Source organism: Caecibacteroides pullorum, from assembly GCF_019239235.1.
Classification (GTDB): domain Bacteria; phylum Bacteroidota; class Bacteroidia; order Bacteroidales; family Bacteroidaceae; genus Bacteroides; species Bacteroides pullorum.
Map to the genome: position 1 here is coordinate 154,899 of NZ_JAAZTS010000003.1, position 13,715 is coordinate 168,613.

12 protein-coding genes are annotated in these 13,715 nt (G+C 42.6%); 10 read left to right on the forward strand and 2 right to left on the reverse strand.

Going from position 1 to position 13,715, the window contains the following annotated elements; all coding sequences use genetic code 11:
• Positions 1–13 precede the first annotated feature (13 nt).
• From HF894_RS04060 to HF894_RS04105, 10 genes are all read left to right on the forward strand, one after another.
• Complete coding sequence (locus HF894_RS04060; protein ID WP_204971203.1) at positions 14–1,234, forward strand: beta-ketoacyl-[acyl-carrier-protein] synthase family protein; 1,221 nt, start codon at positions 14–16, stop codon at positions 1,232–1,234.
• 25 nt (positions 1,235–1,259) lie between these two features.
• The gene (locus HF894_RS04065; RefSeq protein ID WP_204971204.1) at positions 1,260–1,508 is read left to right on the forward strand and encodes an acyl carrier protein; all 249 of its coding nucleotides are present in this window, start codon (positions 1,260–1,262) and stop codon (positions 1,506–1,508) included.
• Entirely contained in the window at positions 1,505–1,933 is a 429-nt protein-coding gene (locus HF894_RS04070) for a beta-hydroxyacyl-ACP dehydratase (RefSeq protein WP_204971205.1), read from the forward strand. The genes HF894_RS04065 and HF894_RS04070 overlap by 4 nt, the downstream gene beginning before the upstream one ends.
• A gap of 25 nt (positions 1,934–1,958) precedes the next feature.
• Complete coding sequence (locus HF894_RS04075; RefSeq protein ID WP_021846259.1) at positions 1,959–2,324, forward strand: hotdog family protein; 366 nt, start codon at positions 1,959–1,961, stop codon at positions 2,322–2,324.
• Positions 2,321–4,813: an MMPL family transporter gene (locus tag HF894_RS04080; RefSeq protein WP_204971206.1), complete on the forward strand. Its 2,493-nt coding sequence runs from the start codon at positions 2,321–2,323 to the stop codon at positions 4,811–4,813. Before HF894_RS04075 ends, HF894_RS04080 begins: the two co-directional genes overlap by 4 nt.
• On the forward strand, positions 4,810–6,288 hold the full coding sequence (locus HF894_RS04085; RefSeq protein WP_204971207.1) for a phytoene desaturase family protein: 1,479 nt from the start codon (positions 4,810–4,812) through the stop codon (positions 6,286–6,288). Before HF894_RS04080 ends, HF894_RS04085 begins: the two co-directional genes overlap by 4 nt.
• A gap of 95 nt (positions 6,289–6,383) precedes the next feature.
• Positions 6,384–7,022, forward strand: a complete 639-nt coding sequence (locus HF894_RS04090; RefSeq protein ID WP_021846256.1) for an outer membrane lipoprotein carrier protein LolA — start codon at positions 6,384–6,386, stop codon at positions 7,020–7,022.
• Between the two features lie 4 nt (positions 7,023–7,026).
• On the forward strand, positions 7,027–7,464 hold the full coding sequence (locus tag HF894_RS04095; RefSeq protein ID WP_204971208.1) for an acyl-CoA thioesterase: 438 nt from the start codon (positions 7,027–7,029) through the stop codon (positions 7,462–7,464).
• 14 nt (positions 7,465–7,478) lie between these two features.
• Complete coding sequence (locus tag HF894_RS04100) at positions 7,479–10,037, forward strand: DUF5686 and carboxypeptidase-like regulatory domain-containing protein (protein ID WP_204971263.1); 2,559 nt, start codon at positions 7,479–7,481, stop codon at positions 10,035–10,037.
• A gap of 55 nt (positions 10,038–10,092) precedes the next feature.
• On the forward strand, positions 10,093–10,458 hold the full coding sequence (locus tag HF894_RS04105) for a hypothetical protein (RefSeq protein ID WP_204971209.1): 366 nt from the start codon (positions 10,093–10,095) through the stop codon (positions 10,456–10,458).
• A gap of 13 nt (positions 10,459–10,471) precedes the next feature.
• On the opposite strand, the gene HF894_RS04110 is transcribed toward HF894_RS04105, so the two are convergent.
• Positions 10,472–12,139 (reverse strand): long-chain fatty acid--CoA ligase, encoded by a 1,668-nt coding sequence (locus HF894_RS04110; RefSeq protein WP_204971210.1) that lies wholly within the window; start codon positions 12,137–12,139, stop codon positions 10,472–10,474.
• A 118-nt stretch (positions 12,140–12,257) separates the two neighbouring features.
• Positions 12,258–13,709, reverse strand: a complete 1,452-nt coding sequence (locus tag HF894_RS04115; RefSeq protein WP_204969860.1) for a potassium/proton antiporter — start codon at positions 13,707–13,709, stop codon at positions 12,258–12,260.
• Positions 13,710–13,715 lie beyond the last annotated feature (6 nt).

A 13,715-nucleotide genomic window follows, 5' to 3' on the forward strand; every position in this document is an offset into this window, starting at 1 on the left:
AAAGAATTATAATATGGAAAAGAGAGTAGTTATTACAGGTATGGGCATTTGGTCTTGTATCGGTACAACATTGGATGAAGTGCGTGATTCTCTTTATAAGGGTAAGAGTGGCATTGTTTTCAATGCCGAACGCAAGTCTTTGGGGTTCCGCTCAGCCTTGTGTGCCGATGTGCCCAAACCCGATTTGAAACCATTCATTCCTCGCAATCAACGCCAGTTTATGCCCGAAGAGGCACAATATGCTTATATGGCTACGAGGCAAGCGTTGGAGGATGCAAAGCTGGATGCCGACTACATGGAGCATCACGAAATCGGTTTGATATATGGCAATGATTCTGTCGCTGAAGCCACGATGCATGCACTCGACAAGTTTCGTGAGTTTCATGATACGGCAGCCTGTGGCAGTGGTGCCATCTTTCAATCGATGAATTCTACGGTGACGATGAATTTAGCTTGTTTGTTCCGTCTGAAAGGTATCAATCTGACGGCTTCTGCAGCATGTGCATCAGGATCTCAGTCAATAGGACTGGCAGCGTTGCTCATTCGGAATGGTTTGCAGGAATGTGTCGTATGCGGTGGTGCGCAGGAAGCCAATCTGTACAGTGTGGCGGCATTCGATGGAATACAGTCGTTTTCTGTTCGTGAGGACCATCCTACTTGTGCCAGTCGTCCTTTCGATCGCGATCGTGATGGGCTGGTACCTGGTGGCGGTGCGGCGACCGTAGTTCTGGAGAGTTACGAACATGCCGTGCGACGAGGTGCTCCGATATGGGGCGAAATCGTTGGCTGGGGCTTTTCTGGTAATGGCGATCACATTTCGACACCCAACATTGAAGGACCCGTTCGCTCTTTGGAAGCTTGTCTACGAAACAGTGGTGTGACGCCGAAGGAAATAGGTTATATCAATGCACATGCAACATCGACTCGTATTGGCGATGCTCGCGAGGCGCAGGCTATTGCTCGTGTATTTGGCGATTGGCAGGTACCTGTGACATCAACCAAAGGTCAGACCGGACATGAAATGTGGATGGCTGGTGCAAGCGAGCTGATTTATTCGATGCTGATGATGAAAAATGATTTTATTGCCGGAAATCTCAATTTTGAAAATCCGGATGAAGAAACAGCTTGTATCCATGTGTTGCCCGAGCGGAAAGAAGTCCATTTTGATATGTTCCTTTCCAATTCTTTTGGCTTTGGAGGAACCAATTCGACACTTATTGTGAAAAGCTTATAATGTAAATATTTAAATATTGAATGACATGACACGTGAAGAAATTGTAAAGCAAGTAAACATTTTATTGGCAGAAGAATTTGAAGTAAAGGCTGAAGCGCTTTTGCCCGATGCGAATGTGAAAGAAACCTTGAACTTGGATAGTTTGAGTTTAGTGGATCTTGTAGCACTGATGCAGCAGGTGTATAAAGTGAAAATTCCTGTAACAGAATTGCGTAATATTCAGACTTTCAATAATCTGTATGACTATATCGAGTCACATCTTCCGAAAGAATGAGCAAGTATTGTATAGAGAAACTTATCCCGCAACGCAGCCCTATTCTGATGGTCGATGAGTTGCTGGAAGCGGATGGTGAGGAAGCAACGACTTGTTTCACCATCCGCTCCGACAATCTGTTTATCGGTGTAGACGAATTGTTGGAAGAAACAGGCTTAATAGAACATATGGCACAGTCGGCATCTGCACTGGCCGGCTATAAGGCTGTCTTGGCTGGAGCAGAAAAACCTCCTGTTGGTTACATTGGAGAGATTAAGCATTTTCATTGTTATCGCCGTCCACATTTAGGTGACAAATTATGCACAATAGTCAGGTTGGGTATGGAAGTGAATGGGGTAACATTGGTGACGGGAGAAAGCCATATTGATGGTGAAGTGGTGGCAAATACACAGATGAAAATATTTGTCAATCCGAGTAATGAATAATATTTATGAGTTGTGAATAAAGGATATGAAGCTTGAGGGGTATTATTACAATTTGATTGATAGAAATACAGACGAAAATGGCAGTACTTTCAGAATAGCCTTGTTGAAGGAATGTGACATATATACTGGCCATTTCCCAGGTCATCCTGTCTGCCCTGGTGTATGCAACATGCAGATTGTGAAAGAATGCGCCGAACGGTTAGTAGGAAAAACTCTGCATATCAGTTATATCCGTCAGTGTAGACTGATTGCATTAGCTACTCCAGTTATTTGCTCTGAATTGGTTGTCTGGATCAAACTGGAGCCTATGGAAGCGGGCTATAGTATTGTTGCCACTATAGCCGACGCAGAACATATTTATATGGAATATAAAGGTAATATGACTGTATGACAAAACTTTGCATCCATATCTATCAGTATTTTCGTTCTCATCGTGTTACTTTTTGGAGCATGATGGTGGGAGTGTTTCTTTTTTGCGGTTATTTTGCCTCACAAATTCATTTGGAGGAAGATTTAAATAAACTGTTTCCTGTATCGAGAAACGAAGATGGAAGTACCAAATTGGCATTTGCCAACTTGCGTATTAAAGATAAGACATTTTTACTTTTTGAAGGTGCTGAGGGAATCTCTGCAGAGCGTATTGCTGAGGTATGCGACACTTTTGTTGATTCGTTGCAAGCAAGGAATACCATATATGGTGAAGATGGGCAATTGATTGACGACGTATTCTATTCTCTTTCTGAGGATTTGCTACCCGATGTTGTCGATTACTTTACTGGCCACTTTCCTGCTTATATCGATACAGCTTTTTATGCGCGTATAGATTCGATGCTGACAATTGAGCACATGAAGTGCCAGATGCTTCAGAATCGCCGGGATCTGACAGGTAATTTGGGGCAGATGTTTCCTGAATTGATACAAATGGATCCGATAGGCCTGCGTAGCTTGCTAGCAGGCCAGATGGAGTATTTATCTAAGGATGGGGCAGGTAGTTATCGCATTGTTGACGGACACTTTTTTGTTCCTGATTCCACTGTATGTGTGGCTTTTTTGACTCCACACTATTCGGCGACCAATACAGGGCAAGGTTCTGCTTTGTTCGATGTGCTGAACGAATTGGTTGAGGACTTTGCCATTACCTTCCCTGACGTACGTGTCAGTTATCATGGAACTCCGGCAAGCGGTTACTATAATGCTGCCCAAATCAAGCGCGACCTGATAGTTACGGTCGGAGGCTCGATGCTGTTGGTGTTGGTGTTTTTGTCTGTTTGTTTTCGCAATCGTGATACTATTCCTTTGCTACTGCTTCCCGTTCTGTTTGGCGCTTTGTTTGGATTGACTGCAATGTATTTTTTGAAAGGGCAGTTTTCACTTTTGGCTTTAGGTATCGGTGCGGTAGTACTTGGAGTAGCAATGAGTTATGTGCTGCATGTCTTGACTCACTATAAGTATGTTGGTAATCCGGAACAGATGCTTCTTGATCAGGTAAAGCCTGTATGTTTGGGATGCCTTACCACAATTGGTTCGTTCATGGGACTTATTTTTATTGACACGGCGTTATTACAAGACTTTGGTCTGTTTGCAGCCTTTGCCATTGTTGGAACTACTATTTTTAGTCTTGTTTTCTTGCCGCAATTATTTCGTCCGGGTACTGAACAGGTGAATCATAGGATATTTGCTGTTATTGATAGAATTAATATTTATCCGTTTCATAAAAAGAAATTATTGCTGGCAGGGATTGGTATAGTGACTGTCGTTTGTTTGGTCAGTTATGTGGTTTGTGGTACTCAGTTTGATGCTGATATGCACAATTTAGGTTACAAGGCAGTCTTGACTACCCACTCTGAGAACCTGCTTCGCAGCAAAACGTATGTTGCAGACAAGCAAAAATATTTTGCTGCCACGGGGAAAAACATGGAGGAAGCGATAGCTAACTTGGGCATACTTTCACATAAGCTCGATTCTTTGCAAAAAATAGGGCTGGTGAAGAGTTATACCCATTCGGAAAAGATTTTTATCCCCTTGCAGATACAACAGGAGCGTATTGACGCATGGAAACGTTATTGGACAGACCAACGTCTGTCGTCTGTTCGCCGCTTGATAAGCGAAACAGCGCCGCAGGCAGGGTTGCGTTCGGAAGCTTTCCAACCATTCTTCGATTGCGTAAGAGCGGATTATGAGCCGGATGCCTTGTATGAGGCCGGAATAATTCCGCAGGGTTATCTCTCCACGTTGATGGAGCAGTCCTACGATGGTGAATATCTCTGCTTCACATCGGTACGCTGTGCGAATGATGTAGTGCGTGGTAAGACAAGCGATTACTACCGTATTTGCGACGCTATAGCTTCCGTACCCAATCTTTTGGTACTTGATACATACTATTATACTACGGATACGCTGATCAGCATGAACGAGAATTTTAATGTGCTGCAATGGGTGTCTATGCTGTTTGTTTTTGTGGTGCTGTTATTCAGTTTTCATTTCAATTTGAAGAATACACTGATAGGCTTTTTCCCAATTTTGTTGAGTTGGTTGATTGTTCTTGGAGCGATGGTTTTGTTTGGTATGAAGTTCAACCTCATCAACATTATCATTTCGACATTCATTTTTGGTATAGGTGTGGACTACAGCATATTTGTAATGAATGGCCTCATTGGTAGAGAAAAAGATACACGCTTGTTGAGTTATCACAAGACGGCTATTCTTTTTAGTGCAATTATTCTGATTGTTACGGTCGGCTCCATGCTTTTTGCTAGTCATCCGGCCATTCGTTCTGTCGGTTTCTCTACATTGGTAGGTTTGGTGTCAGCGGTGGTGCTGTCATATGTTGTTCAGCCTGCAATCTATCGTTGGTTGAATAGGAAAGGAGGGCATGTATGAAATACGATGTAATTATTATTGGTAGCGGATTGGGTGGATTGGAGTGTGGATATATTCTTGCGCGTAATGGATGTCGTGTTCTTTTGTTGGAGCAGGGTGTGCAACCGGGTGGCTGTCTACAAGGCTATCGGCGTCGCGGTCATATTTTTGATACAGGTTTTCATTATGTCGGTGGACTGGATGAAGGACAATCTCTTCATGCAGCTTTTGAATATTTGAGCCTGCTTGATTTGCCGTGGCATCGTTTGGATGCTAACGGATTTGATCGTGTGGTTATTGGTGACAGAGTGTTTGCTTTTGCCCAAGGATATGATGACTTTTATCAGCGTCTTGCTGATGATTTTCCTGCCGAGCGTGCGGCCTTACACCGGTATGTAGAACTATTGAAACAATCTGCCGCCCAGCAGTTTGCAGCTCTCAATCCCGATGGCATAGGTACCGATTTGCTGCCGGAACACATGGCAGTCAGTGCTTGGGAATACTTGAATGAGAATTTTCAGGATCCTTTGTTGATCGATGTTCTTAGCGGAACCTCGTTGAAGATGGAACTCAGGAAAGAGTCGCTTCCTTTGTTTACCTTTCTGCATGGAAACAGTAGCTTTATCGAGAGCAGTTGGCGCCTGAAAGGCAGTGGGTCGTTGATTGTCGATACATTGGCTGATGGTATCCGTGCATTGGGAGGTGAAATCATTTGCAATGCCCAGGTGCAGGAACTGATGGAGAAAGATGGTCGCTTGGCATACGCCGTCTGTTCCAATGGCGAACGCTATGAAGGATCTCTTTTTATCAGCGATATTCATCCTGCGCAAACTTGCCGTCTGATAAAGCAAAGCAGTCGGATAAGGCCTCTTTTCCGTAACCGTATAGCCAGACTTGAGAATACATTCGGCATGTTTACAGTGTCGCTTTGCGTCCGTCCACGTAGTTTGCGTTATTTTAACTATAATCTCTATGTTTATAGGGAACAAAACGTTTGGACTTTCCATCAGGACAATCGTCCTGTGAGTGGAGTACTCGTCAGTTGCAGGCCACCCGAAGATGGTAGTGAATATACGCAGCAAGTGGATTTGCTTACTCCGATGACATGGAAGCAATGCCAAGCTTGGGAGTGTACAAAGGTAGGACATCGTGGCGAATCATACTTATGTTTGAAAGAAAACATGACAGAAGAATGTATCACCTTGGTGGAACGGTTCCTTCCAGAACTGAAAAGTCAAATATTGAGATATGCTAGTACACCGTTGACGTGGCGTGATTATACACTTGCTTTAGAAGGCAGTGCTTATGGAGTACGTAAGGATTTTCGTAATCCGTTAGAGACTTTTCTTTCGCCTCGGACTCCTGTCCCTAATCTACTTTTTACTGGACAAAACCTGTTGTTGCATGGGGTGCATGGGGTAACCTTGACAGCTTTTCATACTTGTGCTGAAGTGCTAGGTCATGAAAGGATTTGGAAAATATTGGAGAAAAAATAGCTTAGAATAATAGTGATCTGGAATCAGGATATATGATATGGAGAAATGATTTCGATTAATGTAGAACTTTATATGTAAAATTAATGAATACGAATATGAAAAGAGTTTATATGATATGGGTGGTAGTTGTACTTGCATGTCAAATGCTTTCGGCGCAACAAGCAGAGCTTCATAAAGCTGCAGAACGCTTCAGAGGCATTCGTTCATTGAAGATGAATGTAGTTCAAACCAGGCACAATGTTACTTTAATAAAGGATATTACAACATCGGGGCATTTTTTCTATCAGGAACCTAATCGTTGTAGTATGGTATTTCCAGATGCAAAAGAGATGCTTCTCGCTGTTGATGATACATTTGTCATGGTAAGAGATGGAAAACAGCATGTAGCTAAGGCAAAAGGACAGGGAAACAATCCGTTTGAAGTCCTTTCAGACGTGTTCCACAAATTGCTTTCTGCTGATGAAAATGTTGATTTGTCAGAATATGCGGATGTGAAACTTTCTCGGCAGGGTAATTCTTGTACGATTACAATTTTTCCCAAAGAAAAAAATATTAAAAGTAAACGGCGTATGATGTATACTTCATGTATAGTCATTGTAGACTTGAAAGCTGCTGAGCTGCGTAGTGTGCGCATTTATGAAAGAGGGGAAAATTATACTCAATATGATTTTTCCAATTATATAATTAATGCCGAGATTGATACTAATGCTTTCGATGTTCAAGCCATGATGTGAAAATATGAATTTATTGGAAGATATTTGTCGTGTGCCAGTCCGTTTCTGTGAAATTGATTGTATGAAACGAGTGTGGCATGGCTCGTTCGTGGCATACTTTGAAGATGGAAGGGAATCGTTTGGGTGGAATTTTCCAGGTATAGGTTATGCTGATATGCAACAGATTGGGATTTATGCTCCACTTTACGATTTACATATACGCTATTTACATCCGCTTATTATTAATGATGTGGCAATAATACATACATGTTATGTCTATCATCCAGGAGCTCGATTGGATTATGCATATAAAATCTATCGGGAAAGTGATAATATCCTCTGTGCTGAGGGTAACACTACACAGTTGTTCATTGATGAACGGGGTATGTTTTTAACAGATATACCTGACTTTTATCGGAAATGGCAAAATACATTTCTGATAAATCGAGAATTGGAAAAATAGAAGATAATTTTGGGATGAGGAATTTTTTATTTTGGTTGATTATATTGATGTCCGTATCTGTGGTAAACGCACAGCATACAGAAGTGAAGGGTATGGTGACCGATTCGATAACAGGCGAAGGTTTACCATATGCAGCCGTAATTTTGAAGGGGACTAGTATTGGTGGCGCCACCGATGGAGATGGCAATTTTGTCTTTTCTATTCCTGATGCACCTGCCGTGCTGCAAATTTCCTATTTGGGTTATGACAGCAAGGAATTACAAATTGCACCCAAGGGAAAAACGATTGAACTGTATGTGCGTTTGGCTCCATCTGGTATTACTTTGAATGAAGTTACAGTTAAACCTAAACGAGAGAAATACCGTAAGAAAGATAATCCTGCCGTTGAATTTGTACGTCGCCTTATTGACATGCGCAAGGAAAATAACCCTCGTGATCATGATTACTATAGTTACGACCATTACGAAAAAATGTTTTTTGCAAAAAACGATTATACACCCAAACCTAAAAAAACAGGCAAAACTGGTAAATTTGATTTTATAGGTGAGTTTGTCGATACATTGGACAATGGCATTACTGTATTACCGGTCTCGGAGAAGGAAAAGGTACAAACTGTGTATTATCGCAAATCGCCACGGTCTGAGAAACGAGTTGTCAGAGGGTACAAATCATCTGGTATTGATGAAATCTTTTCGAGCGATGGTGTTCAGCAATTTCTTGGTGAAGTTTTTCGTGATATAGATATTTTTAAAAACGATATACCACTTTTCTTACAAAGATTTGTTAGTCCATTGTCTACTATTGGGCCTAACTACTACAAATATTATCTGATGGATACGCTTCAGGTAGACGGACAACGTTGTGTGGATTTAGGCTTTGTCCCTTTTAATTCCGAGACTTTTGGTTTTACAGGACATCTTTATGTCAGGCTTGATTCTACTTACTTTGTACAACGTGCTATGCTTAATGTGCCTAAGGACATTAATTTAAACTTTGTTTCTAGACTAACTATCCAACAGGATTTTAAGCGTATGCCTGATGGCACGCGCATTATTACCAAGGATGATATCAGTGTTAATTTTAAGTTGACGGAACGTACCAAAGGAATGTACGCTCGTCGTTTGAGTATTTATACAAATCATTCGTTTGATTCGCCTCTTGGAGAACAGCTTCGTGTCTTTGATGAGCAGGCGCCTGTTATTACACTTCAAGGTTCACATCGTCGCACGGATGATTTTTGGAGGGAAATTCGTCCGTCAGAGGCTCAAAACCGTAATCCGAATTCTACAGAAAAATTAATGGCGAGGCTCAAAGCTGTTCCTGCTTATAGAATAACGATGAAAACTCTTTCCATTCTTGTTTCAGGTTATGTATCTACACATCGTGAGCCCGAGAAGAGTAAGTTTGAGTTTGGTCCTATGAATTCTACTGTCAATTATAATAAACTTGAAGGCTTACGCTTGCGTGTGGGTGGAACCACAACCACAGCTTTCAGCAAACGGTTATTTCTTGATGGATATGTAGCCTATGGAGTAAAGGATGAAAAAATGAAATATGATGCTTTAGTGGAATATTCTTTCAACGATCGTAAAGAGTTCCGTAAGGAATATCCTATGCATTCTTTACGTTTTGAGTATATGTATGATATTAATAAATTGGGACAGGATTACATGTATACCAGTAAAGATAATATGATGCTGATGATCCGTCGCAAGCAAGATAACGATATCTCTTATTTGCGCCAATCAGAATTAACCTATACTCGTGAACATTATAACGGTTGGTCATATAATGCGATTTTGCGTAATCGTCGTGAATATGCTACACCGTATGTTTCTTTCCAGCGTATAGGTGCAGGTGGAACATTAAATCCTGTGGATCATTATGATATGACAGCATTAGAACTCCGTTTACGTTATGGACGTAATGAAAAATTCTATCAGACACGTAATCAACGTGTACCTATTACTTTCGATGCGCTTATATTCAACGTGAGTCATGTAATGGCCAAGAAAGATTTTTTAGGTTCTGATTATGATTATCATCGTACTGATATTGGTATGCAAAAACGTTTTTGGCTTTCTGCTTTTGGTTATATTGATTTAATTGCCAAGATGGGGAAAGTTTGGACGAAAGTGCCTTATCCGCTACTGATTTTGCCTAATGCAAATTTGACTTACACCATTCAACCTGAATCATATACAAATATGAATGCTTTAGAATTTATTAATGACGAATATGCTTCTTGGGATATAACTTATTATATGAATGGTAATTTGCTGAATCGTTTACCACTTGTGAAAAAGTTGAAGTGGCGAGAAGTGTTTTGCTTCAGAGGTTTGTGGGGGCATTTGACTGATAAAAATAATCCTGCTAAAAGTGGAAGTGAAGGACTTTTCTGTTTTCCTGCCTGTACTTATGAGATGGGACGTGCTCCTTATATGGAGGCAAGCGCAGGAATCGAAAATATTTTTAATTTCCTGCGCATAGATTATGTCTGGCGATTAAATTATCGTAACCATCCAGATATTCAGAAGAGTGGAATACGAATGACAATGGCATTGTCTTTCTGAAGCCTTACCGGGTGTTCGTTCAGCCCGTCGAACAGTTCGAAGGCTTCTCCGATCGTTGGGACAGCCCGTCGAACAGTTCGAAGGCTTCTCCGAGCGTTGGGACAGCCCGTCGAACAGTTCGAAAGCTTCTCCGAGCGTTGGGACAGCCCGTCGAACAGTTCGAAAGCTTCTCCGAGCATTGGGACAGCCCGTCGAACAGTTCGAAAGCTTCTCCGAGCGTTGGGACAGCCCGTCGAACAGTTCGAAAGCTTCTCCGCACGTTGGGACAGCCCGTCGAACAGTTCGAAAGCTTCTCCGCACGTTGGGGCGGTCCGTCGAACTGTTCGAAAGCTTCTCCGCACGTTGGGGCGGTCCGTCGAACTGTTCGACGGACGTGCGTGCATGTATGTTTCGGTGTGGAAATTCTCCCGACGGTTCGTGAGCGGACGTCATGATTATCCCTTTGCCTCTTGATAGAGGAAACGCTTGATGCTCTTCTTTGCCGTCTTTTCGAATTCTTCGAAGTGGATTTTGACTTTGGTTATCTGGCAGTAGGCGGGGAGCTGCTGGTTCAATTCAATGCGGTTTTGCTCCATGGCTTCTTCCACGTCCGATTGCTGCAAGCCACGTGCGAAAGCTTCGTCAAAGTCTGGATAGATAAGTGCGACTAACTTGTCTTTTTGTAAGACAATGAGTGACTCGGATACATAGGGCATGTTGTTCAGTCGGCTTTCGATTTCTTCTGGATAAATGTTTTGTCCGCTGGCGGTCAAGAGCATGTTTTTGCTGCGTCCGCGGACGGTAACATTACCTTCTGCATCCATTGTAGCCAAGTCGCCAGTATGAAGCCAGCCGTTTACATCGATGATTTGTGCGGTCGCTTCCGGATTTTTGTAATAACCTAACATCAGGTTTTCGCCACGGCAGATGATTTCGCCTGCACGGTTGGCTGGATCGGGTGAGTCGATGCGTACTTCCATACGTGAAGCAGCTTTGCCACAAGAAGCTAATTTCAAGTCTTGCCAGCGACTCGAACAAATAATAGGGCCACATTCCGTCATACCGTATGCAATGGTATAGGGGAAGCCGATTTGCTTGAGGAAACGTTCTACGTCGGCATTGAAAGGGGCACCTCCAATGATGATATCATTGAACTCACCTCCAAAGATTTCCATAGCAGCTTTGCATGCAGATGCTTTTATCTTGTCGTTTACCAGAGGAACGTGCAACAGCAGTTTGCCGATTGTATTGTCCAAACGGGGCAGGATGTTTTTCTTAATGATTTTCTCAACAATAAGAGGTACACACGAGATGAGTCGCGGACGTATTTCGGCAAATGATTGAGCTATGATTTTAGGCGATGGCATGCGCGTCAGGAAATAGAGATGTGCCCCTTGACAAATGCCATAAAGAAAGTCGTAGACCATGCCGAATACATGTCCCAAAGGAAGCATGGATACGATACGGTCACCAGGCTGAATGGGACGCATCTCATAACAGTAATCTACATTGGAGCGGATACTGCGGTAGGGGAGCATGACACCTTTGGAATAGCCTGTAGTTCCGGAGGTATAATTGATGATGGCCAGCTCTTCCGGAGATTCTTCTTTGCGGTAACGGACATGTTCTGGACGGAAATTCTTCGGATAGCGTTGCCCATAGATGGCATTACGGTTATCAAAAGCTTCTGTTAGTCGTTCATCACGTGAAACTACTGGTGTGAAATCGGTCAGAAGTACAACACCGATAAGGTTAGGCATGCGGTCCTCATTCAGATTTTCCCAGGCTTGATCGCCTACAAAAAGCAGTTTAGCTTCAGAGTGGTTTACGATGTTGTGGATATTGTCTGCCTTGAATTCGTGCAAAATAGGAACGATAACGGCTCCGTAAGTAATGGTTGCCAAAAAAGTAACAGCCCAATGAGCACTGTTGCGCCCACAAAGAGCAATTTTGTCACCAGGCTTGATACCAGCCCTTTCCAATACGATGTGGAATTTGGCTATTTTTCTTGCAACATCCTTATATTGTAGGGTCGCTCCGTTATAATCGGTCAGGGCATTACGATCCCAATTTCGGGCGATGCTCTGTTCGATATACCCGATGAAGCTTTTTTTTGATTCCATTGGTCCTATTTTGCGCGTTTATTAAAAAACTGTGCAAAGATAGGGCTTCTGGTTATCTCCTGCAAGCAGTTTTTGTTATTTTATTGGTCGGCGTAATTTTGATGGTGGTCTTAATTACTTATTTTCTGGTCTTTTCGGAAATGAGAAGTAATTTGTCTCCTTCCTGAAGTTTCAATGATCCGTTTGGTATTAGGTATTCATCATTCCGCTTTACGATCATTACCAGAGTCCCTTGAGGCAAGTTCATATCTTTCAGGGTAGAAGCTTTAGCGAGGATTTCAGTTGTGATAGTCATATCGTGAAGGTCGGAGCCTATTTCTTCGGGTAATTCTACACCAAATTCATTGCCAGTTTTGGGTTGCGGCATGGAAAGGCCCAGCATACGTGATAGAGAGGTGATCGTTGTTCCTTGGACAATCAGTGACAGAATGGTAATGAAGAATACGATATTAAAGATGCTATTTGCTCCAGGTATTTCAGCTACAACGGGATAAGTGGCAAAGATAATAGGTACAGCTCCACGCAGGCCTACCCAAGATACAAAAAGACGTGACTTTTGAGTTATTTTTTTTCCAAAAGGCAATAAACTGATATACACGCTGAGAGGACGTCCTACGAGAACCATGAATACGCCGATGAGCAGGGCTACGGCTGCTACTTCGAGCATTTCGTGAGGATTTACCAATAAACCTAGGCAAAGGAACATAATAATCTGGAAAAGCCAGGTCAGGCCGTCCATAAAGGTATTGATTTCCTTGCGATTGGCAATTTTATGGTTACCAACCATCATGCCTGCCAAATAAACGGCTAAATACCCGTTTCCGTTCAGGAGGCTGGTCGTGGAAAAAGTGAAGAAGATGAAAGCTAACAATAGAATAGGGTAGAGGGCAGGATTGTCGATATTGAGCTTATTCAGCATGATGATGGCTAGTTTTCCAAACAGGTAACCTGCGGCCACTCCGACAGCAAACTGTACGATGAAAGACCCTGCTATCTGTAACCATCCCATTCCTCCCATCTGGGCCAGTTGGACGAGAACAATAGTCAGCATGTAGGCCATCGGATCATTACTTCCGCTTTCTAGTTCGAGCATAGGTCGTAAATTGTACTTCAAATTGATCTTTTGTGATCTCAGAATGGAAAAGACGGAAGCGGAATCGGTAGACGACATGGTGGCCGCCAGCAATAATGATGGGATGAGCGAAAAATGGATATTGGTCCAGCTCATACCTGAAAGCCACCAGATAAAAAGGCCTGTAAATAAAGTGGTAAAAAGTACGCCTACCGTTGAAAGCATGATACCAGGAGCAAGTACCGGCCTGATGTCGCTGAATTTGGTATCCATACCACCCGTAAACAGGATGATGCTGAGGGCGACCATGCCGATGAATTGGGCTGCCTTCATATTGTAGAATTGAATACCCAATCCGTCGCTTCCGAAAAGCATACCTACTACTAAAAATAGTAGTAAAGTAGGGACACCAAAACGATAGCCGGTCTTTCCAGCCAATATACTGACAAAAAGCAGGATAGAACCTGCGAGTAGGATATTTTCAGGAGTAAAAAGCATAATGTT